This window comes from Spiroplasma endosymbiont of Aleiodes alternator, from assembly GCF_964031135.1.
Taxonomy (GTDB): Bacteria; Bacillota_I; Bacilli_A; order Mycoplasmatales; family VBWQ01; genus Spiroplasma_E.
Genome location: NZ_OZ035008.1, coordinates 1,085,735 through 1,111,402, shown reverse-complemented (window position 1 = coordinate 1,111,402; position 25,668 = coordinate 1,085,735). Strand labels below are relative to the sequence as shown.

At 22.4% G+C, this 25,668-nt stretch carries 32 protein-coding genes and 2 pseudogenes; 19 read left to right on the top strand and 15 right to left on the bottom strand.

The window, feature by feature from the left end; genetic code table 4:
* Nucleotides 1-14: 14 nt before the first annotated feature.
* The 10 genes and pseudogenes from ACQH20_RS06665 (at nucleotide 15) to fba (ending at nucleotide 11,100) form a co-directional block, all read left to right on the top strand.
* On the top strand, nucleotides 15-701 hold the full coding sequence (locus ACQH20_RS06665; protein WP_425376956.1) for a hypothetical protein: 687 nt from the start codon (nucleotides 15-17) through the stop codon (nucleotides 699-701).
* Nucleotides 688-1,470: a hypothetical protein gene (locus ACQH20_RS06660; RefSeq protein ID WP_425376955.1), complete on the top strand. Its 783-nt coding sequence runs from the start codon at nucleotides 688-690 to the stop codon at nucleotides 1,468-1,470. The genes ACQH20_RS06665 and ACQH20_RS06660 overlap by 14 nt, the downstream gene beginning before the upstream one ends.
* Nucleotides 1,471-1,511: 41 nt before the next feature.
* The gene (gene gltX / locus ACQH20_RS06655) at nucleotides 1,512-2,957 is read left to right on the top strand and encodes a glutamate--tRNA ligase (protein WP_425376954.1); all 1,446 of its coding nucleotides are present in this window, start codon (nucleotides 1,512-1,514) and stop codon (nucleotides 2,955-2,957) included.
* Nucleotides 2,958-3,148: 191 nt separating this feature from the next.
* Entirely contained in the window at nucleotides 3,149-3,877 is a 729-nt protein-coding gene (locus ACQH20_RS06650; RefSeq protein WP_425376953.1) for an HD domain-containing protein, read from the top strand.
* Nucleotides 3,878-3,950: 73 nt separating this feature from the next.
* Nucleotides 3,951-4,979 (top strand): annotated as a pseudogene (locus tag ACQH20_RS06645) (IS30 family transposase).
* 198 nt (nucleotides 4,980-5,177) lie between these two features.
* The gene (locus ACQH20_RS06640) at nucleotides 5,178-6,269 is read left to right on the top strand and encodes a hypothetical protein (protein WP_425376952.1); all 1,092 of its coding nucleotides are present in this window, start codon (nucleotides 5,178-5,180) and stop codon (nucleotides 6,267-6,269) included.
* An 83-nt stretch (nucleotides 6,270-6,352) separates the two neighbouring features.
* Nucleotides 6,353-7,993, top strand: coding sequence for an arginine--tRNA ligase (argS, locus tag ACQH20_RS06635; RefSeq protein WP_425376951.1), 1,641 nt, complete (start codon nucleotides 6,353-6,355; stop codon nucleotides 7,991-7,993).
* A gap of 51 nt (nucleotides 7,994-8,044) precedes the next feature.
* Nucleotides 8,045-8,452, top strand: a complete 408-nt coding sequence (gene rpoE, locus ACQH20_RS06630; RefSeq protein ID WP_425376950.1) for a DNA-directed RNA polymerase subunit delta — start codon at nucleotides 8,045-8,047, stop codon at nucleotides 8,450-8,452.
* Nucleotides 8,453-8,488: 36 nt separating this feature from the next.
* Nucleotides 8,489-10,093 carry a CTP synthase gene (locus tag ACQH20_RS06625; RefSeq protein WP_425376949.1) on the top strand — a complete coding sequence of 535 codons (1,605 nt, stop codon included), beginning with the start codon at nucleotides 8,489-8,491 and terminating at the stop codon, nucleotides 10,091-10,093.
* 137 nt (nucleotides 10,094-10,230) lie between these two features.
* Nucleotides 10,231-11,100: a class II fructose-1,6-bisphosphate aldolase gene (gene fba, locus ACQH20_RS06620; protein ID WP_425376948.1), complete on the top strand. Its 870-nt coding sequence runs from the start codon at nucleotides 10,231-10,233 to the stop codon at nucleotides 11,098-11,100.
* 53 nt (nucleotides 11,101-11,153) lie between these two features.
* On the opposite strand, the gene ACQH20_RS06615 is transcribed toward fba, so the two are convergent.
* Complete coding sequence (locus ACQH20_RS06615) at nucleotides 11,154-11,381, bottom strand: PCC domain-containing protein (RefSeq protein WP_425376947.1); 228 nt, start codon at nucleotides 11,379-11,381, stop codon at nucleotides 11,154-11,156.
* Complete coding sequence (locus tag ACQH20_RS06610; protein ID WP_425376946.1) at nucleotides 11,282-11,506, bottom strand: hypothetical protein; 225 nt, start codon at nucleotides 11,504-11,506, stop codon at nucleotides 11,282-11,284. The genes ACQH20_RS06615 and ACQH20_RS06610 overlap by 100 nt, the downstream gene beginning before the upstream one ends.
* A 6-nt stretch (nucleotides 11,507-11,512) precedes the next feature.
* Here ACQH20_RS06610 and ACQH20_RS06605 point away from each other — a divergent pair, with 6 nt between their 5' ends.
* The gene (locus tag ACQH20_RS06605) at nucleotides 11,513-12,691 is read left to right on the top strand and encodes an IS3 family transposase (RefSeq protein WP_425376543.1); all 1,179 of its coding nucleotides are present in this window, start codon (nucleotides 11,513-11,515) and stop codon (nucleotides 12,689-12,691) included.
* 45 nt (nucleotides 12,692-12,736) lie between these two features.
* On the opposite strand, the gene ACQH20_RS06600 is transcribed toward ACQH20_RS06605, so the two are convergent.
* On the bottom strand, nucleotides 12,737-13,015 hold the full coding sequence (locus ACQH20_RS06600) for a hypothetical protein (RefSeq protein ID WP_425376945.1): 279 nt from the start codon (nucleotides 13,013-13,015) through the stop codon (nucleotides 12,737-12,739).
* A gap of 49 nt (nucleotides 13,016-13,064) precedes the next feature.
* On the opposite strand from ACQH20_RS06600, the gene ACQH20_RS06595 reads away from it, so the two are divergent.
* Nucleotides 13,065-13,373, top strand: coding sequence for a hypothetical protein (locus tag ACQH20_RS06595; protein ID WP_425376944.1), 309 nt, complete (start codon nucleotides 13,065-13,067; stop codon nucleotides 13,371-13,373).
* An 85-nt stretch (nucleotides 13,374-13,458) separates the two neighbouring features.
* Here the strand turns inward: ACQH20_RS06595 and ACQH20_RS06590 are convergent, their stop codons facing one another.
* Both ACQH20_RS06590 and ACQH20_RS06585 read right to left on the bottom strand, forming a co-directional pair.
* Complete coding sequence (locus ACQH20_RS06590) at nucleotides 13,459-14,451, bottom strand: OTU domain-containing protein (protein ID WP_425376943.1); 993 nt, start codon at nucleotides 14,449-14,451, stop codon at nucleotides 13,459-13,461.
* A 1,017-nt stretch (nucleotides 14,452-15,468) separates the two neighbouring features.
* A complete protein-coding gene (locus ACQH20_RS06585) occupies nucleotides 15,469-16,542 on the bottom strand; it encodes an Mbov_0401 family ICE element transposase-like protein (protein WP_425376942.1) in 1,074 nt (357 codons plus the stop codon).
* 95 nt (nucleotides 16,543-16,637) lie between these two features.
* Here ACQH20_RS06585 and ACQH20_RS06580 point away from each other — a divergent pair, with 95 nt between their 5' ends.
* The 7 genes and pseudogenes from ACQH20_RS06580 to ACQH20_RS06550 all read left to right on the top strand — a co-directional run bounded on the left by ACQH20_RS06580 (nucleotide 16,638) and on the right by ACQH20_RS06550 (nucleotide 21,508).
* The gene (locus ACQH20_RS06580) at nucleotides 16,638-17,585 is read left to right on the top strand and encodes an IS3 family transposase (RefSeq protein WP_425376941.1); all 948 of its coding nucleotides are present in this window, start codon (nucleotides 16,638-16,640) and stop codon (nucleotides 17,583-17,585) included.
* Entirely contained in the window at nucleotides 17,586-17,858 is a 273-nt protein-coding gene (locus ACQH20_RS06575; protein ID WP_252319335.1) for an IS3 family transposase, read from the top strand. It begins immediately after the preceding gene.
* 208 nt (nucleotides 17,859-18,066) lie between these two features.
* Entirely contained in the window at nucleotides 18,067-18,531 is a 465-nt protein-coding gene (locus ACQH20_RS06570) for a hypothetical protein (protein WP_425376940.1), read from the top strand.
* 89 nt (nucleotides 18,532-18,620) lie between these two features.
* Nucleotides 18,621-19,082 (top strand): hypothetical protein, encoded by a 462-nt coding sequence (locus ACQH20_RS06565; RefSeq protein WP_425376939.1) that lies wholly within the window; start codon nucleotides 18,621-18,623, stop codon nucleotides 19,080-19,082.
* A gap of 93 nt (nucleotides 19,083-19,175) precedes the next feature.
* A pseudogene (locus ACQH20_RS06560) lies at nucleotides 19,176-20,501 on the top strand (IS256 family transposase).
* Between the two features lie 265 nt (nucleotides 20,502-20,766).
* Nucleotides 20,767-21,012 (top strand): hypothetical protein, encoded by a 246-nt coding sequence (locus ACQH20_RS06555; RefSeq protein ID WP_425376938.1) that lies wholly within the window; start codon nucleotides 20,767-20,769, stop codon nucleotides 21,010-21,012.
* 46 nt (nucleotides 21,013-21,058) lie between these two features.
* Complete coding sequence (locus ACQH20_RS06550) at nucleotides 21,059-21,508, top strand: hypothetical protein (protein ID WP_425376937.1); 450 nt, start codon at nucleotides 21,059-21,061, stop codon at nucleotides 21,506-21,508.
* A gap of 145 nt (nucleotides 21,509-21,653) precedes the next feature.
* On the opposite strand, the gene ACQH20_RS06545 is transcribed toward ACQH20_RS06550, so the two are convergent.
* The 10 genes from ACQH20_RS06545 to ACQH20_RS06500 all read right to left on the bottom strand — a co-directional run bounded on the left by ACQH20_RS06545 (nucleotide 21,654) and on the right by ACQH20_RS06500 (nucleotide 25,462).
* On the bottom strand, nucleotides 21,654-21,905 hold the full coding sequence (locus tag ACQH20_RS06545) for a hypothetical protein (protein ID WP_425376936.1): 252 nt from the start codon (nucleotides 21,903-21,905) through the stop codon (nucleotides 21,654-21,656).
* Between the two features lie 145 nt (nucleotides 21,906-22,050).
* On the bottom strand, nucleotides 22,051-22,221 hold the full coding sequence (locus ACQH20_RS06540) for a hypothetical protein (protein ID WP_425376935.1): 171 nt from the start codon (nucleotides 22,219-22,221) through the stop codon (nucleotides 22,051-22,053).
* Nucleotides 22,222-22,224: 3 nt separating this feature from the next.
* Nucleotides 22,225-22,419: a hypothetical protein gene (locus ACQH20_RS06535; protein ID WP_425376934.1), complete on the bottom strand. Its 195-nt coding sequence runs from the start codon at nucleotides 22,417-22,419 to the stop codon at nucleotides 22,225-22,227.
* Between the two features lie 168 nt (nucleotides 22,420-22,587).
* Nucleotides 22,588-23,169: a hypothetical protein gene (locus ACQH20_RS06530; RefSeq protein WP_425376933.1), complete on the bottom strand. Its 582-nt coding sequence runs from the start codon at nucleotides 23,167-23,169 to the stop codon at nucleotides 22,588-22,590.
* Between the two features lie 125 nt (nucleotides 23,170-23,294).
* The gene (locus ACQH20_RS06525; RefSeq protein WP_425376932.1) at nucleotides 23,295-24,101 is read right to left on the bottom strand and encodes a recombinase RecT; all 807 of its coding nucleotides are present in this window, start codon (nucleotides 24,099-24,101) and stop codon (nucleotides 23,295-23,297) included.
* Between the two features lies 1 nt (nucleotide 24,102).
* Nucleotides 24,103-24,759, bottom strand: a complete 657-nt coding sequence (locus tag ACQH20_RS06520; protein ID WP_425376931.1) for a PD-(D/E)XK nuclease family protein — start codon at nucleotides 24,757-24,759, stop codon at nucleotides 24,103-24,105.
* The gene (locus tag ACQH20_RS06515) at nucleotides 24,746-24,907 is read right to left on the bottom strand and encodes a hypothetical protein (RefSeq protein ID WP_425376930.1); all 162 of its coding nucleotides are present in this window, start codon (nucleotides 24,905-24,907) and stop codon (nucleotides 24,746-24,748) included. The genes ACQH20_RS06520 and ACQH20_RS06515 overlap by 14 nt, the downstream gene beginning before the upstream one ends.
* 15 nt (nucleotides 24,908-24,922) lie before the next feature.
* Entirely contained in the window at nucleotides 24,923-25,132 is a 210-nt protein-coding gene (locus ACQH20_RS06510; RefSeq protein WP_425376929.1) for a hypothetical protein, read from the bottom strand.
* A 2-nt stretch (nucleotides 25,133-25,134) separates the two neighbouring features.
* Nucleotides 25,135-25,317, bottom strand: coding sequence for a hypothetical protein (locus tag ACQH20_RS06505; RefSeq protein WP_425376928.1), 183 nt, complete (start codon nucleotides 25,315-25,317; stop codon nucleotides 25,135-25,137).
* The gene (locus ACQH20_RS06500) at nucleotides 25,307-25,462 is read right to left on the bottom strand and encodes a hypothetical protein (RefSeq protein ID WP_425376927.1); all 156 of its coding nucleotides are present in this window, start codon (nucleotides 25,460-25,462) and stop codon (nucleotides 25,307-25,309) included. Before ACQH20_RS06500 ends, ACQH20_RS06505 begins: the two co-directional genes overlap by 11 nt.
* Nucleotides 25,463-25,668 lie beyond the last annotated feature (206 nt).

Sequence of the window (25,668 nt, the reverse complement as noted above, 5' to 3'; positions counted from 1 at the left end):
AGTAGGTGAAAATAATGAAAATTAAAGATTTAGATAATATTAAAAACAAAGAAACATATTTTATTCCATATGAACAAAAGACTAAAAATGCATATTTTGTTTATTTGGCAATATCAATAGTTCTTTTTTTATCAGTTTTTATTTTTTCTTTATTTGCTGCTATTAATGTATCAAAATATAAATTATATATTGTAAAACTTACTGATTTTAATTATCCTATTTTGAATTTATTTTATGTTCCAATTGTTTGTTTAATTGCAATTACTGTAAGTATGATTTTATTAATATTTGCTCCTAGAGTAAGTGTTGTCTCTTCAAAGTATAGCAGTAGAATGTTTTATACTGCTTTTTGATTATTAATTCTTAGTGTAATGTTAAGTTCAGAAGTACAATTAACTTATATCTCACAATCTGGAATATTATATAATGAAAATTATCATTGAATTAATCCAATTATTGCAAGAATATTTATTATTTTTAGTCTTTTTTTAATTTTGATTACACAACTATTTTTTTGAATTATGCGTAGAAAGTTTACATTTATGAACTCAGATTATGAAATTTATACTACTAGAAGTATGGAAAAAAAACAAAGACGAATTAGAAAACAAGAATTAAAAAAAATTAAAAAACAAGAAAAGGAATTTAGTAAAAAAACTTTGAATATTAAATATGGGGGGCAGATTTATGAGAATTCGTAATTGGTGGTTTATTAGTTTTTATTTATTATTAAGCACATTTATTATTTATGAATTATTTTTTTTAATTGCTTTTTCAAAAAATACAGCTTTAAAAGATTTATATTATTATGGTTTTGAAATTGCAGAACCTTCACCAAGTTTTAATCCTTCAAGTTATACTGCAATTTATTATTTACCAGTAATAGGTTTAGTTGTAAGTAGTTTCGGTTTGATTAGTTGTATTTTTACGGCAAGAGTTTTTCTTGAAAAATCTCCTCGTTTTAAATTTGTATTTTTAGTTGTAAACTTTATAATTTTTGTTGTTGGATTTTTGATAAGTTTTTCTGGTCAATTGCTTTATTGTGAATGAAGTAATGATAGTGCACAAATAATACCTAATAGAGGAGGAACGATTGAAGTACCAAGCTTTTATTATAGAAATTGAGTTTCTTCAACTATTGTTTGATCAATTTTTGGTTTTTATTTTGCATTACTTGTTGCAGCAGTTATTTTATTACTTAAATTAAATTTAATTAATGTTCAAACATATCACTTTTATCGTCAACGTATTGAAGCAGCAATTGATTTTGAACCAGAATTAAAACAACCATTACCAAGTTCTAATGAATTTGATCCAAATGATACACAGACTATTACAATTTTTCTTGATGAAGAAGTAAATGAAAAATTACAATCTAAAACTAATCGTAAAAAAATAATGAAATCCTCTAAAAATAATAATAAAAAATTAAATTCTAAAAAAAGACTAATAAAGCAGAAAAAAAGTTAATAAGATTAAAAAATCTTAAATTAAATAAAGATGGTGAAAATATGAAAATTCGTGTACGATATGCACCTAGTCCTACTGGGTATTTACATATTGGAGGTGCTAGAACAGCATTATTTAATTATTTATTTGCAAAAAATAACAAAGGAGATTTTATAGTTAGAATTGAAGATACTGATTTAGAACGTAATATTGAAGATGGAATTAGTTCACAATTAGATAATTTACGTTGAATGGGAATAATTCCTGATGAAACTATTGATTTACCAGGTAAATATGGTCCTTATAAACAAACTGAACGTTTATATATATATATTCAACATGCATTAATACTAATAAAAGAAAAAAAAGCATATTATTGTTTTTGTACACCTCAATATCTAGAAGAAATTCGTAAGAAACAAGCAGATAAAAATATTTTAGCTTTCCAGTATGATGGAACATGTTCAAAATTAGAGCAGTCTGTAATTGAAGAAAATTTACAAAATAAAATTTCATATGCTATTAGAGTTAAAATTCCCACTAATAAAAGTTATAAAATTAAAGATTTAGTTCGTGGTAATGTTGAATTTAATTCAGTAGACTTAGGAGATTATATTATTATTAAATCAAATGGAGTGGCTACTTATAATTTTGCTGTTGTTATTGATGATCATTTAATGGAAATAAGTCATGTTTTTCGTGGTGAAGAACATTTGTCAAATACACCAAAACAATTAGTTATTTATGAATATTTTAATTGGAAAATGCCAATTTTTGCCCACTTAACATTAATTGTTAATAATAAACGTAAAAAATTATCAAAACGTGATGGTAGCATTATCCAATTTATTCATCAATATCGTAAAGAAGGATATTTGCCAGAAGCAATTTTTAATTTTATTGCTTTATTAGGATGAAGTTCGCATGAAGAAAAAGAAATTTATACTAAAGAACAATTAATTAAATTATTTACCCCAAAATATTTAAGTAAAGCACCAAGTATGTTTGATCCAGAAAAATTAGTGTGAATGAATAATTATTATATTAAAAGATTAAATGTTGAACAATACTTAGCTTTAGTTACACCTTTTATTAAAGAAAAATATAATTGAAATAGCAAAACTATTGAATGATGAAAAGAAGTATTATTAATTTATCAATCAGAGTTAGAATATGGTAGTCAAATTAATGAATTGATAAGTTTATTTTTTAAAAATAATTTTAAGGTAGATATAGAAGCAAAGACTTTTTTGAATGATAATGAATGTAACTTAGTTTGTACAGCATTTATTAAAAAGATTATTGATTGTAAAAATTGAACTAGTGATAATATTAAAAACATTATTAATGAAGTTAAAAAAGAAACTAATGTTAACGGTAAATTATTATTTATGCCAATTAGAATTATTACAACAGGACAAATGCATGGACCTGATTTAGTTAGCACCATTAAACTATTAGGTTATGATACCATTATTAATAATGTGAAATTAAATTTTAAATATTAAAGAAAAATAAATATTATTACTTATACTAGAAAATATAATATTTGCTTTTGTTATAAATAAAAATTATAAAATTGTTCTTTTTACTCAAAATAATTACTAAAATAGAAGAAAAATTTTATATTATGTTACTATTAAAATAAAAAAATAATAATACCTAAAATTTATAAGATATTAATGAGAGGTTAAAATTTATGTCAAGCAATAATTATAAAGTAACTTTTATTCGTGACGCTATACACAAAAATATTAATATCAGCGAACCCGTTATTCAGGCGTTAATATCTTGTAAAGAATTTCAAAGATTAAGATGAATTAATCAACTTGGTGGTGTGCAAATTGCTTTTCCTAATGCAACTCATACTAGATATGTTCATAGTATCGGTGTTTACCATATATTAAATCGTGTTCTTAGTGAAGTTGAAGGTTCTTCTTTATTAACTAAAGAGGAAAAAACAAACATTAAAATTGCTGGTTTATTACATGATTTAGGACACGGTCCTTTTTCACACACTTTTGAAAAAATCATAAACCTTAATGTTAATAAAAAAGAAAATTTTACTCATGAAGATTATACTTGTGCTATTATTAATGATAATAGTACTGAAATTAACATGATTTTAAAACAATTTAATATTAATGCTATTATTGGTATCCTTAAGAAGGATTATAAAAATTATCCTAAATATCAAATTCAATTGGTATCATCGCAATTAGATTGTGATCGTATTGATTATTTAATGCGTGATGGATATTTTACAGGAGTTGGTTATGGAAGTATTGATATTGATTGAATTATTACGAATATGATAATTGATATTAAAGAGGGTTTAGTTTTTTCATACAAGGCAATTTCTGCTATTGAAAATTATTTAATCACAAGGTTCCATATGTATTCTCAAGTTTATTATCCTGAATTGTAAAATTAAAAAGGACATTTATATAAAAATTAAATTGTGTTAATTCTATAATTAAGAAAAGAAAGGAATTAGCACAATGTATAAGTATCTGACTATTGAATCAATAATAGCAATAAAAGAATATAAAAGTTATGAATTTTCAATTCGTAAAATAGCAAAAGCTGTTGATTATAGTAAATCAACTGTACATAGAGTTTGCAGATTATTAAATCAAAACTTATTACCATTAGAAATATTGAATCAAATTCAAAAAAGAAGCAAAATGCAGGTAGAAAATTAATAATTTTAACTTTAACAGAAATTAATACTATAATTATGGGACTTTCCAGCAATCTGTGTAACTTAGTGATTTTACAACTAAAATTTATTTAAAAAACACATTTTTTAGGAAAGTCCCTTAATTTTGTTAATTACTAAAAATTATGCGCTTGATATAATTGCTAATTTTTTAAAGGAAAATAAAATAAAAAGTATTTCAACAAAAACTTTATATAACATGTTTAAAACAAATCGAATGGGTTTTGATGAAAATAACTTATTGAGAAAAGGAAAAAATAAACCTCATAAACGAAAAGAAACTAGAGGACGAATTAATAATTGTAAATCTATTCATGAAAGAAATTTAATCATTCCTAATATTAAAAATATACAAGAATTTGGTCATTTAGAGGGTGATACTATCATTGGTAAAGATCATAAAAGTTCTATTATTACTTTAGCTGATATATGATCAAAAACCACAATTCCTTTAGTTTCTAAAAATCATAAAGCAGAAAATATTACAAAAAGTATAATAAAATTTATTTCAAAGTTACAAAAAGGAACAGTTAAAACTATTACTTTTGATCGTGGTAAAGAATTTAGTAAATGAAAATTAATCGAAAAAATTTGCAATGTTAAGATTTATTTTGCAGATCCTGGCAAACCTTGTCAAAGAGGTTTAAATGAAAATAATAATGGTATTTTAAGAAGATATTTACCAAAATCTACAGATCTATCTTTATATAAACAAAAAGACTTAAATGCTATAGCATTTCAAATTAATTCTACACCCAGAAAATCACTATCTTATAAAAGCCCAATAGACTTAATACAATTATTTTAAAAACTGTCCCATTTGTCCCATTTATATTTACAATTCAGAATTTTAAAAAAGATCCAATTATTATTAAAACAAAAAACGAAGAATATATTACTTTAGAAAAAATCTCACAAATTTTGCAAGATCCAATTAAAGCACCAAATACAATTTATTTTTTAAAAAAGAAATAGAAATTTAAAAGTATTATAAAATGAGGTAATTATGAAAATTTTAAAATCAATTAATAAAATTTTTGAGTATCCAAATATTTTAGATTTAACCCCAGGAGATTTTTACTTAAATTCACATGAGTATCATTTAGCAACGCAAGAAGTAATAGTGATATTGGGTGTATTAATTAATAAAGAAAAAATTGAAAATGCTATTAAAACTTTAAATTTTACTTGAATAAATTTTAAAGAAAAAGTAATTGTTTATTTTTCTATTTTTGCCTACCTTATAATAGGTAATGAATATAATGATTTAAAATCAGTTAAAATAAAACAAATTAAATTTAAAGATAATACGTTAAAAATTAAATTTAAAGAAACATTACTTACAATGATTAATAAGTTTCCAAGAACTTTGCATTTAACTAATGTTTTGGGTAATGATAATGATCGCGCTAATATGTATGCAGTTAACGCTATTTTAAATATTAAAAAAGGGATTGGATATGATAATTTTCATATTACTCTTTTTTCAGTATATCAATCGTTAGAATTAAAATTAAAGCATTGTTTAAAAAAATATATTCAAGTTGAACCTTCAGCTAGTAAGAAAAAATTTAATTTTCATAATTTAATACGATTGATTAAATTAATTAATACTACAAGAGTTGAAAGCGAGGAAATGAGTAAAATATTATTAAACTTAAGAGAACGTTTGCGTTATTTTGAACAAATTAATCCTGGCGGTCAAGCAGCAAGATATGAAGCTGAGAAAAATCATAATTATTTTCATAATTTAAATTCGTATATAATTAATGAACAAGAATTACTAAGTAATTTTGTCAAGGCTTTAAGTTTATTACAAGAATTATATTTAAAATTAATAGAATTATATAAAGATGATAATACTAAAGTTAAAATGCAAAAAAAAATTGATTTAGAATTAGTTAAAGTTTCAGGAATTAAAATCGAAGATGATCCAAAAAAAATTAATGATAAATTAAGAAATGTGCTTGATAATCAAATTTTTGGTAACTATCAAGAATTAATTGATTTAAATTACAATGATGTTGCTATTTTGGAATTTTTAATCAGAATTGGATTTATACAGTATGTTAATGATACAATTGAACAACTTTTATAAAAAAGTATTTATTTTTACTTTTTTATATGATATAAATTAAATTTATGAGTATAATATTTTAGATATTGAAAGGGGTCTGAACTGTGGACAGTTATGTTATTAATGAACTCACTACTATTATTCTTGATGCAGTAGCATTTGCAAATTATGAAATAGAATTGAATCAGGTTGTTATTGAAATTAATAAAAATAATGACTTAGGTGATTATTCTACATCAATAGCAATGATATTAGCAAAAAAATATAAACAAAAACCATTAGACATTGCTAAAATTATAGTTAAAAATATTCATCAGAAACACCCATTAATTAAAAAAATTGATTATATTACTCCTGGTTTTATTAATATTAATATTAATGTTGAAGTATTTAGTTTGTTATTAATGAAAATTATTAATGAGAAATCATTATATGGTCAATCTAATAAAAAAAATATTACTTATAATATTGAATTTATTAGTGCTAATCCAACCGGACTTTTACATTTAGGACATGCAAGAAATGCGGTTATTGGTGATAGTTTAGCTAATATATTAGAACATAGAGGATATAATATAGTTAGAGAATACTATATTAATGATGCTGGTAATCAAATTAATGTTTTGGCCAATTCAATTTTCATAAATTATCAAAATCTTTGTGGCAATGCTGTTGAATTACCAAAAGAAAGTTATCGTGGTTCTGAAATTTTAGCTGCTGCAGAATCATTTTTGAAATTAAATGGTAATAAATTTGCAAATAAACCTTTTGATGAAACTTCTTCTTTAATTTTTAAAGAATTTGGTATTAATTATATGCTTTCAGAAATTAAAAAAGATTTAAAAAAATTTAAAGTTAAAATTAATATTTGATTTTCTGAATCATTTTTATATAAAGAAAATATTATTTCTAATTTAATCAAACAATTTGAAATGCAAGGCAATACTTATCAACTTGATGGTGCTATTTTTTTAAAAACTACTTTATTTGAAGATGATAAAGATCGTATAATTGTTAAGAAAGACAAAACTTATACATATATGCTTCCTGACTTAGCTTATCATCATATTAAATTTCAACGTAGTGATATGTTAATTAATATTTGAGGAGCAGATCATTATGGCTATATTCCACGAATTAAAGCGGGATTATATATGCTTAATAATGATGCCACTAAACTTGATATTTTATGTATGCAAATGGTAAAGGTTATTGATAATGGTAAAGAACAAAAAATGTCAAAAAGAGCAGGAACATCAATAACTTTAAGACATATGATAGATTTAATTGGAAAGGATGCTTTACGTTATTTTTTAGTATCAAGATCAGTTGAATCACATCTTGATATTGATTTAGCACTTGCTAAACAACAATCTAACGAAAATCCTGTTTATTATGCTCAATATGTTCATGCGCGTATAAATCAAATTATAGAGAATTATCCAAAATTTGAAATTGCAAATAGTATTAATTTATTAACAGAACAAAAGGAAAAAGAATTATTGATTACATTAGATGAATATATAATTATTTTGCAAAAAATTGAAAAACAGCATCAACCACATTTGCTTACAAATTATATTCAAAAATTAGCTAAGTTATTTCATTCTTATTATAATAAACATAAAGTTATTAGTGAAGATCAACAATTAACAATTCAACGATTAACATTAGTTTTAGCAATAAAACAAATAATGGCAAATGCTTTAAATTTAATTGGTGTGGATGCGCCTAAAAAGATGTAAAAAATATATTTTTTATTATTTATAATATACAATTTAGAAGGTGATTAAGAAATGAAAAACAAACAAACATTAGTAGAAGTAGCATATAGTTTTTTATGCAAAAAGAAAAAAAGCAGTTTTAATGAAATTTGAACACATGTTAAAAAACAATGTAATATTTCTAAAGAAGATGAAGAAAAAATTGCTGGTGAACTTTATACTGGAATTATTTTAAATACCAATTTTTTCTTAAAAAATGATAAACTTTGATATCCACGTAATGAAGTCTCATTAGAGGAAATTAAAGAACATATGACAAGAGTAGAAATTCCAAATAATACAAAAGAAGAAATTGATAGTACTAAAACAGTTACAGATAATGATGAAACTATAGATTTAAGTGAAGACGTAGAAGATGAAGATGATGATTTAAATACCATTAGTATTCAACCATTAGAAGATAGTTATGATGATGAATAATAATGATATTATTAATTAATATTTAGGAGAAAACTAATGAATTCAAAGTATATATTTATTACTGGTGGTGTTGTATCATCTTTAGGTAAAGGAATTACAGCAGCATCGCTTGGGCGTATATTAAAGCAAAAAAATATTAAGATTTTTATGCAAAAATTTGACCCTTATATTAATGTTGACCCAGGTACTATGAATCCTTATCAACATGGTGAAGTATATGTAACTAGTGATGGTGCTGAAACTGATTTAGATTTAGGTCATTATGAACGTTTTATTGATGAAAATCTGACTAGAGACTCCAATATTACTGCCGGAAAAGTATACCAAACTGTTTTAAAAAAGGAACGCGATGGTTTTTATGAAGGGAAAACTGTACAAGTTGTACCACATGTTACTGATGAAATTAAAAAACATATTTTTAATTCCGCAATTAATAGTAAGGCTGATGTTATTATTACCGAAATTGGTGGAACAGTTGGTGATATTGAATCATTAGCTTTTATTGAAGCCATTAGACAAGTTAAAAACGAAAAAGGTCATGAAAATGTTATTGTTATTCATACTACATTAATTCCTTATTTACATTCGGTTGGTGAATTTAAAACGAAACCCAGTCAACATTCAGTAAAAGAAATATTATCATTAGGTATTCAACCTGATATTTTGGTTTGTCGTAGTGAAACTATGCCACCCGATCATATTTTTGATAAATTATCTTTATTTTGTAATATTAAACGCAGGCATGTTTTAGCAATTCCTGATTGTGATAATATTTATAAAGTGCCATTATCTTTAGAACAACAAAAAATTGATGAAGTAGTTTCAGAATTATTAAAATTAAATAAAACTAAACCAGATATGTCAGAATGACATACAATTGTTAAAAAGTTAGATAATATTAATCAAGAGGTTACTGTTGGTATTGTGGCAAAATATTCGAATTTAAGTGATGCTTACTTATCAGTAATTGAATCATTGAAAATTGCAGGTTATAGTCTTAATACTAAAGTTAATTATAAAATTATTAACGCTGAAAGTTTAGATAGTAAAAACATTAATTCTATGCTTTCTCCTTTCCAAGCAATAATTGTTCCTGGTGGCTTTGGTAATCGTGGTGTTGAAGGCAAAATCAATGCAATTAATTATACTCGAGTTAATAAAGTTCCTTTCTTGGGATTATGTTTAGGAATGCAGTTAGCTTGTATTGAATATGCTCGTAATGTATGTAATTTACAAGATGCTAATTCTACTGAATTTAATGAAAAAACTAAAAATCCTATTTTTGATTTATTACGTGGCAAAAATAAAAATGATCAAATCGGGGGAACTTTAAGATTGGGTAATTATCCAACCACTTTAATTAATGATTCATTAGCAAAATATCTTTATAAACAAACTATTATTATTGAACGTCATCGTCATCGTTATGAATTTAATAATAGTTATAAAACATTACTTGCAAAAAATGGATTAATTTTTAGTGGTATATATAATAAAGAAGATTTGGTAGAAGTGATTGAGTTGCCAAAAGAAGTACATCCATTCTTTATTGCAAGTCAGTTTCATCCTGAGTTCACATCAAGAATTAATAAACCAAATCCTTTATTTTTAGGATTAATTAAAAGTATTATTAAAAAATAATGATAAAGTAAGAAAATTTAATTTTAAAATTGTTATAATTTTTATGAATTGTATATTCTCAAAATATATATGCAACTAGATTTTTTATGAAAAAATATAATATAAGGTTATAATATTTTAAGAAAGAAGGAAAAGAAATGAATAAATTTGTTAGTGCAAAAAATATGATTGATAAAGCAAAAGCAGGTAAATATGCCGTTGCTCACTTTAATATTAATAATTTAGAATGAACAAGATCTATTCTTGAAGTTGCACAAGAAACTAAATCATCTGTTATTTTAGGTGTTTCAGAAGGTGCTATTAAATACATGGGTGGATTTAACACAGTTGCTAGTATGACTTTAGCGTTATTGAATGATTTAAATATTACTATTCCAGTTACATTACATTTAGATCATGGTCAATCAGTAGATTCTTGTAAGAAAGCATTAGATGCTGGTTTTAGTTCTGTTATGTTTGATGGTTCTCATTTAGATTTTAATGAAAATATAAAAGGTACCAAAGAAGTAGTTGCTTATGCTAAGAAAAAAAATGCATCTGTTGAAGCAGAAGCAGGTACTATTGGTGGTGAAGAAGATGGAGTTATTGGTAGTGGTGAGATTGCTAGTGAGGAAGATTGTAAATCATTAGCAGCTTTAGGAATTGACTTTTTAGCAGCCGGAATAAATAATATTCATGGAAAGTATCCTAAAAATTGAGATGGTTTAAATTTTGATGTGTTAAAAAATTTATCAGTAGCTTCAAATAAGCCAATGGTATTACATGGTGGTTCTGGAATTCCAAAAGATCAGGTTAAAAAAGCTATTAATTTAGGAATTAGTAAAATTAATGTTAATACTGAATTACAAGAAGTGTTCGCCGCAGCTATTGAAAAATATGTTACGGAAGGAAAACTTAATGAAGATAAAGGGTTTGATCCTAGAAAAATTTTTAAGCCAGGAATGGAAGCAATTAAACTTAAAGCTAAAGAATTATTAACAGAATTTGGTTCATTAGGAAAATCTTAAAAAAATGGTCATATTAATAATAATATGACCATTTTTAAATAATTTTCCTTAAATTAAGATAAATTTCAAATATGAAAATTACTTTTTTTATCAATAACTTGTGATATTTTTTCATTACTTAAAATATCAATTATTACTTCAGCCTTAATAGCAACTTTCGCGTCTAACATATGACCACCAATTACGTTAAAATTATCATCACCAAAAGTAGTATGGCAATGAATAATTGGTTTATTTCTATCTTTTTCATCTCAAATGATTGTTCCAATTGTTGATAACAATTCATATTGTTCAAGAAAAGTTTTTTTACATAATCAGTACTTTTTTTAGGAATATGAACATCTAGAATAAAGTAGACACAGAATTGTAACCTTTGTGTTAAAAATACTTTAAGGAAGGTGTTCATTTTTTTATGGCTAAATGACTATCAAAAGAAGAAAAGTTAAAAATAATAAAAATAAGTAAAATTAAAACAATTGATAAAACCGCATTAGAGTATGGTATTGGTCGATCATCAATAAAAGAATGAATTAAAGCATATAAATTATTAGGTGAAAAAGGTTTAGAATATGGCAATGGAATTCGTGCTAAAAAAACCAAAAGAACAGGTCGACCCAAATCTTTAAATTTTAATGAAATGACAAAACAAGAATTAATTGAATATATTGAGGCAATGAACGATATAAAAAAGTATTTAGAAAAATCGACAAAAAAGAAGAAATATTTTGTGATTTTCTCATTGAAGAAAAAATATCAGATTAGTTATTTATGTTGATTATTAAATGTTTCAAAATCAGGATATTATAAGTGAATTAAGAATGGAATGAATGAATTTAATAAATGAGATACATTTTTAGCTAATATAATTAAAAATATTTTTTATGAATTTCAAGAAATTTATGGTTATAAAATGATAACTTTATGAATTAACAAAATTTATAATTTAAAATTAAAATTTCATATTGTATATAGATATATGAAAAATATGAGTTTAAAAGCTAAGGTTCGCATAAAAAAATTTGATTATAGAACTAAATCAGGAAGTTTAAGATATGATAATTTATTAAAACGTGATTTTTCAACTACTAATTTAAATGAAAAATTAGGTACTGATATAACTTATTTATTAACTAATGGTAAAACATATTATTTATCAATTGTTAAAGATTTTCATAATAATGAAATATTAGATTATAAAATAAGTGCAAGTTTAGACATGACATTTGTTGTCCAAAACATTATCCAAGCTTGAGTTAATGCTCAAAAACCTACTTCATGAATTTTACAATCAGATCAAGGATTTCACTATACAAATCCTTCTTATAAAATTTTATGTGATGAATTAAAAATAAAAATTTCAATGTCTAGAAGAGGTAATTCCTGTGATAATGGTGCTACTGAAACTTGATTTGGAACAATGAAAACAGAATTTCTATATCAAATTCCAAGAAAAAATAGAACTATTGAATGAATACAAGACAACTTACCTAAATATATTTACTTTTATAATAATTATCGACCTCAAATAAAATTAAAAGGAATGAGTCCAATCGAATATCGATTAGCTCATTCCAAACCAACAAATAATTAGTTCATACCTATAAATTTAACACTTACAAACGCTATTTTATAAAATTTAATAAAAGGTTACTTTTATTGTCCACTTTTCTTGACAAGTTCATCTTGATGAAATCATTAAACAAAACAAAGATGTAACTGCTAATGACGTTGAAATTAAAAACTTCAAAGCAGCATCTGAAGGAACTGCTGATTCAGCAGAACTACATGCTAAAGCTGACAGTAAATATACAGGAAAAGTAAATATTATAATTACAAAAGTTGATACTGAAGAATAAAGATTAGAAAAAATTATTAAAAAAATTAAAGTTGCTAATGATAAAGAAAGATATGGCAAGGAATATGTTGAAGCATACAAGGAATATTTTGCATTTCTTGAAAAATCTATGGAAGCAAAATTTAAAATAGATCCTTGAGTTACAGATCAAGAACCGACAGATTCAAATAAAAAATTAACATTTGATAAATTAGAAAATTATATAAGAAGTATTAGAACATCACACTATAAACTAGGTTTAGTAGAACAACGTATTTCTATCAGTGGTGATCAACTGAACAAAATATTAATTGATAATGAAAATAAAACAATAAAATTTGATATTTTTTTATTCTGAATGTATAAAACTGAAGATGGAAAATTTGTAAAAGATTCTAATTTTTCCATATCAGCAACTATTAAATACCAAGTAAAATAAATTTAAAATATACTAAAAATAACCAAATATTTGGTTATTTTTTATTAATATAACAAATCAATAAATACAAAAGTGATAATACTAATTAATTAGTATTTGTATTAGTACTTTCTTTTAATAATTGTTGATCTCCTGTTTTTGAATCATTAATTATTGGTTTAATAAATGATTCAAAAACAAGATTAGGATTTGTAAATAATTGTTCTTGATTATTTAATTCAAAAATAGATTTTTCTAATATTTCATTTTTTTGATGTGCTGGTACTTTAATTATATCTTCAATAAAAATATCAATTATAGCATTTTGTGTTTCTTCATTAATTTCTTTATCAGACAACTGATTTTTAAGTTTCAATCTAGCATTAATTAAAAAATCAGCACTTTCTTCTCTTGGAAATGAAATACTTTCTTGAAAACTATTATTACTTGAATTAACTTCAAATGAAGGTGTTACTACTTTTGTAGTTTCTTCCTCATTCCTTTTTGCTGGTGTTTGATTAGTAACATTTGAAAAATATTGATAATGTCGAGCTTGATAGTATAACTTCACTTCATTATTATCATTATTAGCAATTACATTATCTGGTTCAAATCTTTCCCTATTTGCAATATCAAAATCTTCATTAATTCTAATAATATCACAATTTAAAATATTACAAATTGCTTCAATTTCAACAGAACCTGTTATTTCACCATTTTTTCTCATTTGTTCTAAAGTTTTTCTTATTTGTGTATCTTCACTATTGTTATGATATAATTCTTTATTTTTTTTATTAATTTCACTATCTAATAACATTGATCTAAAATTAGCTTTATTATTTGGACGTTTTGTATCTAAATTTGTTTCAATATAATCACAAATACGATTACGAAAGACTTTAACTAATTTTTCATTTTCTTTATCAGCAAAATTAAAATCAGCAAAATTAAAAATTCGTTCTCAACCGAATTCTATACCAAAAAGCGATTTATATCTTGTCTTAAATTGGTTTTTATTAGTTTTAACTTGTTCTAAATATGAAACGATTACTGCTCATAATAAACAATTACCATCTCTTTGTACATCTTTAATTGCCATGGTGATGTGTGCTCCTTTAAAAGAAAAACAGTTACTTTAAAAATAAAATAATAAACTGAAATTTTGAATAAATATATTGGGGTTTTAATCTTCGTTGCTTTGCAATTCATCGTAAATTGGTAATAAATATTACTACTTATAATATAACAAAAAAACAAAAAAATAATAGCAAATCATTATTAAAATATTATATATAAATATTTCATAATTTAATTTTATTTAATAAAAAATATATTATAATACTTTCCTAACAAAATAAAATTAACCTATAAATAAAATATAAGGAGATTTTTAGAAATGAAAATTCAGAAACTTAAAAAAATAAATTTAATAACACTATCACTATTGATTTTAACTATTTTGGTTATATTTACATCTTTAACCCTAATAGATTTTTTTAACATAAAAAATGATATAAAATATATTCCTTCTTTCTATAATCATTATCGAAAACAAGAAATAATAACAAAAGAAAATGGTTTTAATTTAATAAAAGAAGATGGTTTAATTTATATGTTAACTAATAATAAATTATATTTTTGCAAACATTACCTCTTCCAAAATATTGTTGAAAACTATAATCTTAAATTATTAGTACAACTAAAAATTGGAATTGTTTTTGCTATAATTTTAAGTCCAATTTTATTATTTATAACTATATTACTAATCTTTTTAAATATTTATTTAAAAATAAAAAAAGTAGATAATAACTTTTGAGATGCTATTGAAAATTGTGAAATTATTAATAATTACTATGTTCATTAATTTTTTATGGGAGGTTCTCAAAAACATAGGATATAATTACTTTTTAAACATTTCTTTAAAATTATAGACAAGAAATAATTGTAATTATATGCAATTGTACATTTATATTACTACTAAATTAAATTAATTTCAATTAAAATACAAATATTAAAAAATCACTAAGAAAATTTAATATCAATATACAACAAAAATGCTTATTAACTTTTAATTTAATAAGTTTTTAATATTTTTAATTAAAAATAAAAAAAATGATTATGTTTTAGAATTTACAAGATTACATTTAAAAATAACCATTTTAATATAAATATCTATACTATATGTTCTATTACCAAGCATTTCTTTTAAAATATATCAAATATTACTTTCAGCAAAAGTACCAATATTTCATTTTGCACCTTGATTTTCAATTCCTTGTTTATTATTTTTAAAATATTGTTTTTTTAATTTTTTATGATTTTTTAATATTTCATTCATATACTTTATTAATTCATCATATTGACCATTTTCAATAAAATTTCTACAAGTATTATATTCTTCAAAATATTTTCCTTTGTTTCCTGCAATAATTCCTACATACAACTTTTTAACTAAATGGAATTTATCTAAAACAAATTGTGCACCTAAATAATTTGCAACATCTTTAATTCACTCTGCACTATCTCCACAAATAATAATTTTTGCTTGGTCAAAATTTTCAAAAAATCTATTTCCTTGTTCTAAAATAAATTCAGCAGTTTTTTGAACTCCAATTTTAGTTTTTGTTGGTCTTATTATTACATCTACTCTTTTATTAACTAATTTATGATTAACATTATCTGTACAAAATAACACTAAACGCATTGAATATTTACCAGAATTTCGTTTAAATTTTCAAAACTTTCGATGTCCGTCATCAATACTAATATAAATAAATTGATTTGGTTCTAATTTTATTTTAGGAACATCTAATTTACTAACTTGATATTCTTGAAATAATCTACTAATACTTGTTGTGCTAAATTTTGTTTGTTTCATAGTATGTAAAATATCAATATACCTTTTTCCATCTGCAAAATGTTCAATAACGTTATTCTTTATATCTTGACAAGTTCTTTTATATTTAGGTAATTCTAATTCTTCATCTAATAAACAAACGCGAACTCATTTTTTTAATTGTTCATCATAATATTTATAATCACGACAGTTATAAATAACAAGACCATTGATAGTATTTCTAGTTCTTGTTTTAATTTTAACAGGGATATATTTTCTATCTCTTTCTTTTAAAATTCTTCAATCTCTTTTTTCTCATTGATTTTTTACATCATCTCTAAATGATTGATACATTCTTTTAGTTGCTTCGTTTGAACATCTAGAATAAAGTAGACACAGAATTGTAACCTTTGTGTTAAAAATACTTTAAGGAAGGTGTTCATTTTTTTATGGCTAAATGACTATCAAAAGAAGAAAAGTTAAAAATAATAAAAATAAGTAAAATTAAAACAATTGATAAAACCGCATTAGAGTATGGTATTGGTCGATCATCAATAAAAGAATGAATTAAAGCATATAAATTATTAGGTGAAAAAGGTTTAGAATATGGCAATGGAATTCGTGCTAAAAAAACCAAAAGAACAGGTCGACCCAAATCTTTAAATTTTAATGAAATGACAAAACAAGAATTAATTGAATATATTGAGGCAATGAACGATATAAAAAAGTATTTAGAAAAATCGACAAAAAAGAAGAAATATTTTGTGATTTTCTCATTGAAGAAAAAATATCAGATTAGTTATTTATGTTGATTATTAAATGTTTCAAAATCAGGATATTATAAGTGAATTAAGAATGGAATGAATGAATTTAATAAATGAGATACATTTTTAGCTAATATAATTAAAAATATTTTTTATGAATTTCAAGAAATTTATGGTTATAAAATGATAACTTTATGAATTAACAAAATTTATAATTTAAAATTAAAATTTCATATTGTATATAGATATATGAAAAATATGAGTTTAAAAGCTAAGGTTCGCATAAAAAAATTTGATTATAGAACTAAATCAGGAAGTTTAAGATATGATAATTTATTAAAACGTGATTTTTCAACTACTAATTTAAATGAAAAATTAGGTACTGATATAACTTATTTATTAACTAATGGTAAAACATATTATTTATCAATTGTTAAAGATTTTCATAATAATGAAATATTAGATTATAAAATAAGTGCAAGTTTAGACATGACATTTGTTGTCCAAAACATTATCCAAGCTTGAGTTAATGCTCAAAAACCTACTTCATGAATTTTACAATCAGATCAAGGATTTCACTATACAAATCCTTCTTATAAAATTTTATGTGATGAATTAAAAATAAAAATTTAAATGTCTAGAAGAGGTAATTCCTGTGATAATGGTGCTACTGAAACTTGATTTGGAACAATGAAAACAGAATTTCTATATCAAATTCCAAGAAAAAATAGAACTATTGAATGAATACAAGACAACTTACCTAAATATATTTACTTTTATAATAATTATCGACCTCAAATAAAATTAAAAGGAATGAGTCCAATCGAATATCGATTAGCTCATTCCAAACCAACAAATAATTACTTCATACCTATAAATTTAACACTTACAAACGCTATTTTATAAAATTTAATAAAAGGTTACTTTTATTGTCCACTTTTCTTGACAAGTTCATAGTACGTATAGTACTATAACTGGTGGCCTTGAAAATTTAAATCCTTATCAAACAGTAATTGATGAAATATTTGAAGAAACTGGCATTAATATTAAAGATAATGATAAAATAAAAATTCATTATCTTGGCCAACATTATGCTAATAAATCAAGTTCAAAGTTGTGATATTTTTTTGCTGTAGATTTAACTAAATTAAATTTAGATTTAAATGGAACTTATAAAGGTAACGGTGATGGTTCAATTGCTGAAAAAGATATTAGTGCAAGATTTGTTAATGAACAGCAATTAAGAAAAGCAATTGATTCATTAAGTTTAGCAACTTTTGCAAAACTTGATATAAAACTTAAAGAAAAATGAAAAATTGAATTTGAAGAAATTGAAATATTTTGTAAAAATAATTTTAATAAAACTGAGATTGAAATAACTCAAGAAGACATTGATAAATTAGATGAAAATATGTTTGAAAATTGAAATAAATATCTTGATAACAAACTTAAAGAAAGTTATGAATCAGGTTTAATCTTAAATTCATCATGCACAATAGTGGAAGAGTTAAAAAAGGAAGCTCAAGAATATGAAAATGATAACTCAAAATCAATATTTAATAATTGTACAATTCTTTAATTATTATTATAGAAAAAAACAAATTATGATTATAAAAGAAAAAATAAAAGTTGTAATTAATTTAAAATCTTTTTTAAAGATTTTGTAAAATGAATGTTATTTGTCAAAATAAAAATTCTAGTAACAAATGAAGTAACATTGTTTTATTAGAATTAAAATCAACAACATTTAGTCTTTTTCTTTGTGAAAATCATGCAATTAACTTACAAGATGAATTATTACCAAAATGATTAAAAACTTGTGAAGAATTAGAAAAAAATAACAAAATAAAAAAGGAGAAATTTATTATGAAAACATGAATAAAAACAAATTTAAGTAAAATAACATTAGCATTAGCACTAACTGGTGCTACAACTGGAACAATAGGATTAATCATGGGGGTGCTTACCCATGAAAATACTAAACTTAAATATTATTTAACACCAGATGGAAAAGCAATATATGGAACAAGTATTATATGATGAAATAAAGCAATAAGCCCCAATAAAACAGAATTATATTTTACATGAAAACCTACTAATAAAGAAGACGTAAAATGAGATGGAAATTAGGTAATGTTTAGTAATCTGTGTAACTTACAAAAATAACTATGTTTAATTAATTCTAGTAAATATAATTAAATGACTAGAAAGAGTGAGTTACAGATGGCTAAAAAGCAAAATATTAATAATAATGATCCAATATCAAAAGCAGTAGATTTATTATTAGAAAATACTGAAGATTTAACAACAGTTTTTAAAGAGGGAGAATTGTATAAAGAATTAACAAAAAGATTAGTAGAAAAAATGTTGAATTCTGAGATGCAAAATTATTTAGGATATGATAAGAATCAACATAGTAATAGTGACAATGCTCGTAATGGTATAAGTTCAAAAAAATTAATAACTCAACAAGGTAAAATTGAGATTGATGTACCACGAGATCGCAATAGTAATTTTAATCCTGTAATAGTTGCAAAAAGACAAAGAAGATTTGATGGTTTTGATCAACAAGTTCTTTCTTTATATGCAAAAGGTATGACATTTTCAGATATTAGAATGCAATTACAAGAGTTATATCATGGTGCTGATATTAGTGAAAGTGTTATTAGTCAAATTACTGATGATGTTATTGATGATGTAAAAGCATGGCAAAATCGACCATTAGAAAGTGTCTATCCGATTGTTTATTTTGATTGCATAATAGTGAAAGTACGACAAGATAAAAGGATTATTAATAAATCAGTTTATATAGCTTTAGGAGTTGATTTAGAAGGTAAAAAAGATGTTTTAGGTTTATGAATTAGTGAAATGAGGGACTTTCCTAAAAACTGTGTTTTTTAAATAAATTTTAGTTGTAAAATCACTAAGTTACACAGATTGCTGGAAAGTCCCGAAAATGAAGGTGCTAAATTTTGATTAGCAAATTTAACAGAAATGAAAAATCGTGGCTTAAATGATATTCTTATTGCCTGCAGTGATAATTTAACAGGCATGTCAGAAGCAATACAATCAGTTTATCTTAAAACAGAACATCAATTATGCATAGTTCATCAAATTAGAAATAGTTTGAAATATGTCTCATATAAGCATAGAAAATCTCTAGTTGCAGATTTAAAACCAATTTATACTGCATGTAGTGAAGAACAAGCAATGCAGGCTTTAGAATCCTTTGAAAATAAGTGAAATAAACAATATCCTCAAATTGCTAAATCTTGATATAAAAATTGAGATAATTTAATTGTTTTTATTAGTTATCCTGCAGAAATTAAAAGAGTGATTTATACAACAAATGCTATTGAATCTGTAAATAGTCAATTACGAAAAGTTATCAGAAATAAAAAAGTTTTTCCTAATGATATGGCAGTTTTTAAAATATTTTATTTAGCAATTGAAAATATAACAAAAAAATGAACAATGCCCATTCAAAATTGAAATACAGCAATTGCTCATTTTATGATAAAATTTGAAGATAGAATTAATCTAAACTAGTACTTTGTAAAACAAAGATACACAGATTACATAAAAGCCTCACAGAAACTTTAATCCATCTAAATCTCAAACTTTTGTTTTTTCAAGAGAATTAAAAGAATTATCGATATACAATAAACCATTAAAGTTAAAATATTATGAAGATAATAAAATAACATATCAAGGATATCATCAAGGATTATATGCTGGATACTGAGGTAATGGTAAGATAGGATTAGAAATTGATAGAAACGAATATAATTTATATAGTATTGAAAATACTTATATGCAATCTAAAATTGATGACTATATTGTTGCACAAAGCATGGAAAATAAAAAAGATACAATGTTAGGATTTTGTGATTTTTATGATAAAGAATTTAATTTAATTGTTCAATTATTTCCAAATATCATGCAATTAGAACTTGCACTTTTTAGTGAAAAAGATATTGTAAGACCAATAACACAATATATAAGATATTATAAATACTATAAATTAACTATTTCAAAAATAGTATTTAATCCTAGATAATATGCTATAATAAAACCATTAATAAGATAAGTAGGTGAGTAATTTCATGAAAAAATGAATTAGAATTTTAACAACAATAATTTTATCAAGTACATCTGGTGCTAGTATAATCGCTTGTAATAATAATCCAGATGTTTTACCACAAAAATATGATATATCTTTTAGTGAAATTAAAGGAATTAATATTGAAACATTTGATAAAAAATCACCTTTTATTTTCTTTAAAATTGACAAAAAAAATATTATTGGAAAAACATCTATACCGGATGTTATAAATTCTCTTTATGAAAAAGCAAAATATGTTTATTTTGTTATAAACAATAATAATAATTTAAAACAAATTTTAGATGTATATAAACTTAATGAAAATTCTACAGAAAAAGAAATAAAAGATAAATTATCTAATACTGTTATTAAAAACGATAATATTAATGTTTCTAAAAATGGTTCTCCTTACTTTAATATTATTGTAAATTCTTTTTCGGGAAAAACATAAAATAATATTTCCCCACAATCTTAAATATTAATGTATAATTTATTGTAATACTTATCGAGGGTTATAGAGAAAGATAAGTATATAATTTCACTGTTATATTATTAGGTTGGCACCTAATTAAAAAGTTACCTTATGGTAACTTTTTTTAAATAAAAGATGGATATAATTCATATGTTAAAGGTTGATTTTGTAGTTCTATATTGTTTATTTCTGCTATATCATTAGGTAATAAAATTTCATTTTTATCAGATATTTGTTTATTTGATTCATTATTAAAAAATACTAATCCTATAATTGAACCAAAAATCATTGATAAAAACAAAGTTGTATAATCAAAATCATTTTTTTCATTAAAATATTTCTTAATATGTGGGAAAGAATATAAAGAAATTCCCATTAAAATAGGTTTTATAATTGATTTATTAATTTTTATCTTCCTTTCAAAATGAAAACTCATTTACTTTTAATAAAGTAATGAGTTAAAAACTATTATTAAGTTTATATTATTTTTATATCATAAATATTTACTAAATATGTATAATTTAATTAGTTATTTTTTCATAAATTAAATATCCAATACCAATAATTCCGAATATTAAACCTATTATTCCAATTATTATTAAACTAGCAACTATTTCATATCATATCGGTACATTCATTAATTCTCATCTACTTAAATAAAATCAATGTGTAAATCAATATCAAAATGTCATTATTTATTCCTTATTTTTAAATTCATTTTTAATTTCTTTTACTTTATTTTTAAATTGTTTTTTATGAAAATAACACATATTAAAAAATTGAACTACACTATCTTCTATATTTACAGTTTTTAAAGTAACTAATATTTTACTATTACAATCTTTAACAATACATTTAAGTAATACTTTTTCTTGTTTTTGTTTTTGCATTATTTAACTTCCTTATTTAATTTATTTAAGTAATTATTTAAATAAATAATAGTTATATCTTTTTTAATTTGTTCATTACTATAAAGTAAATACATATGTAAAAAAGAAGCTCTTTCATCTAATAATTTATTAATTTTTGTTATTTTTTTAATTTAAAATTCATAAACATTATTTATTCTCCTTATTTAAATAATATCAACCCATTAATAAACTATCTGCTTGGTCATGGTCTTTAATTTCTATATTTCATTTATATTTTTCTTGTAATGATTTAGCAAACATTAAACTAAAATCTTTATCTCATTTATTAATTTTTGAATAACTTGAATATATTGGTAATAGTAATTCTTGTTGTTCTTTATATCATTTTTTTCATTCACTTGGACTAATTAACATATTTTTTGTTAATAATTTATTAAATTGACCAGCAATAAAACCACGTAAATGTTCTTGTGTTTCATAACCAATACCATTTTTACTATGAAAAGTACCACGTTCAATAATTATATTCATATTATCAAAATCTCCAATTTCACCAATCATAAATAATTCAAATATTATTTGTTCATCAAATGTTGGATTAATATTTTTAAATTTTTCAAAACTATAACTTTTAATTCATGTTGGTGTTCATAGTTTTAATTCAATACAATTATTATTTTCACAATCTATTACATGACATCTTTTTTCTCATAAAGTAAATCCAGTATTTTTAATACTTGGGTCAATTGAAAGTAAATAATTAGTCATTATCAAATTCACCTCTTTCAATTCTTACAATTTAGTTTTCTAACTCATAAAGTTTGTATGAATCTTGTTTTAGTACATCATTTAAAAAATCCATTCTTTTTTTTATAGAAGCAATTAATTTTTCTTTATTCATTTTTAAATACCAAATTATCTAATTTATTAATATTTTCTTCTAATTGTTGAAAATTTGTATTATTTTCAATTACATTATTAGTATTTGGATTATCAATATATATTTTTTCATTTTCAGTAATAATTGCTTGGTCACTTTCATATGCAATTTGCATTTCAGTATTCATAATTCCCCATTTTCTTAATAATTGAGTTAATACAGTCTTTAATGCCATACTATCAAAATCACTAACAATAAATTCTTTATTTTTGGCATAAGTTTTTGAATATTTCAAAAAATGTTTTTCAATTTGTTCTTTTGACATATATAAAGTTTTTTCAAAACCATTTACTAATTGAAAATATGCTACATAACCAATAATAGGTTGTTTCAATCTTTCTAAATCATCTTGTATTCAATTAAATTCAATTCCCTTAAGTCTATCTATTTTTTTAATTTCTGTTAATCTAACATCACTTACATTAATTTCTTTATATTGTTGTGAACGTAATGCTAATTGAATATAACCTTTATATCCCATTTGAAATTGAGCATTATTTACTTTAGTATTACTATCTCAATAATGTACAATATAACAATAACCAAAATTCTTTTCTAAAGGTAAATTTAATAATACTGCTTGATAACAACTATTAATAATTGTTTCTGGATATGCTTTATCTAAACCATATTGATTTGAAATTGCTAATACATTACTTTTAAATTTTTGAATTTCTAAATTATTAATAATACCTTTTTGTCTAATAAATTTTTCTACATTACCATTATTAATATTTTTAACTAATAATTCATTTGCCATTTTATTTTAATTCCTTTCATGTTCAAATTGCTTTTTCTCATTCAATTAATAATTCATTTGTTATTTCTACTTTTATTAATTCAATTTCATTTTCTTTAACTCAACATATAAAATGTATATTTGATAATTCATAATTATTATTTTTTAATAATCAATAATATGCTATTATTTGTAATTTTGATTTTTCTAATAATTCTTTTGAAAAAACTTTATAAGTTTTAAAATCTATTATTATATTTAAATTATTTTCTTTATAAATTAAATCTGGTGTTCCAGCAACAATATCATAATTAAATATTTTTTCACTAATATATTCATTATTTTTAATAAATTTAGTTGGTAAATAATCTAATAATGTATAACAATAATTTAAATAATTTTGTGAAAATAAATCTTTAATATAATTTTTAATTTGATTAGTTATATTTTTAATATTTATATTTTTAAAATATAATTCTGCTACTTTATGAACACAATTACCACGAATTCTTGCATTATTAATATTAAAACAATATTTACATTTATTACATTTACAATATGAATTACCTAAATAATAATCTAATATTTTACTTACTGATATTAATTCTTTATTTTGAATAAAATATTGATGTGTTTCTTTTTTAAAAATTAAATTATTTTTTTGATTATTTAATTGCATTTTTAATTAAATTTCTTATAAATTTTGTAATTGTAATATTTTTATTTTTACAAAAATCTTTAATTTCTTGTTTTTCAATTTCAGAAACACGTATTCTTATTCAATTACTTAATAATTTATCTTTTGAAATTTTATTTCTAGGTGCCATATTTATTTATCTCCTTTAACCTTTAATAATTCTTTTATAATCAATAATTGCTTGTTCTAATTTATTTACATGTTCAAAGTTAAAATAATCATTACTAATATTTAACTCTCCGTCATCATCAATTCTAACGTCTAAACTACTTTCATATTTATCATTAAATTCTTCTTGTAATTCTTCAATTTTATCTAATAATTCTTTTGCCTTTTGTAATTCTAATTGATTCATATTTACACTGCTTTAAAATTTTCTAATTGTAATTCATTAATATAATATTCATATAAGTAATCTCAATTATTACTTGTTAAATAAATATCTTCTTCAATCATTTCATTAATACATTTATTACAATAATAACTATTATCTATTTCACTAATTCAAATATATTTTTCATTATTTATATTACATTTCATTTTTTTCACCTATTAATTTATAAAAACATTTATTACAAGTTCTATTTGCATATGATGAATTTTTATTACATATATCACAACTATGAGTTACTGGAATATTTAAATAAGATTTTCTATATTCATAATTTTCTTTTCAATTAAACATTAGTTTCAATTCCTTTCTTAATAAAATTATTTTTTTGTTGTAATTTTTCTCAAAAATTATTTTCAATTGGTAAACTTGCTTTTAATTTTTTAAATTTTAAAAGTAATTTATAACCTTTAATACTTTCTAATTTTTTATTAGTTTTATTTTTTAAATCATATTCATAAATAGTAAAATCAAAACTTCTTTTAATACTTATTCTTATT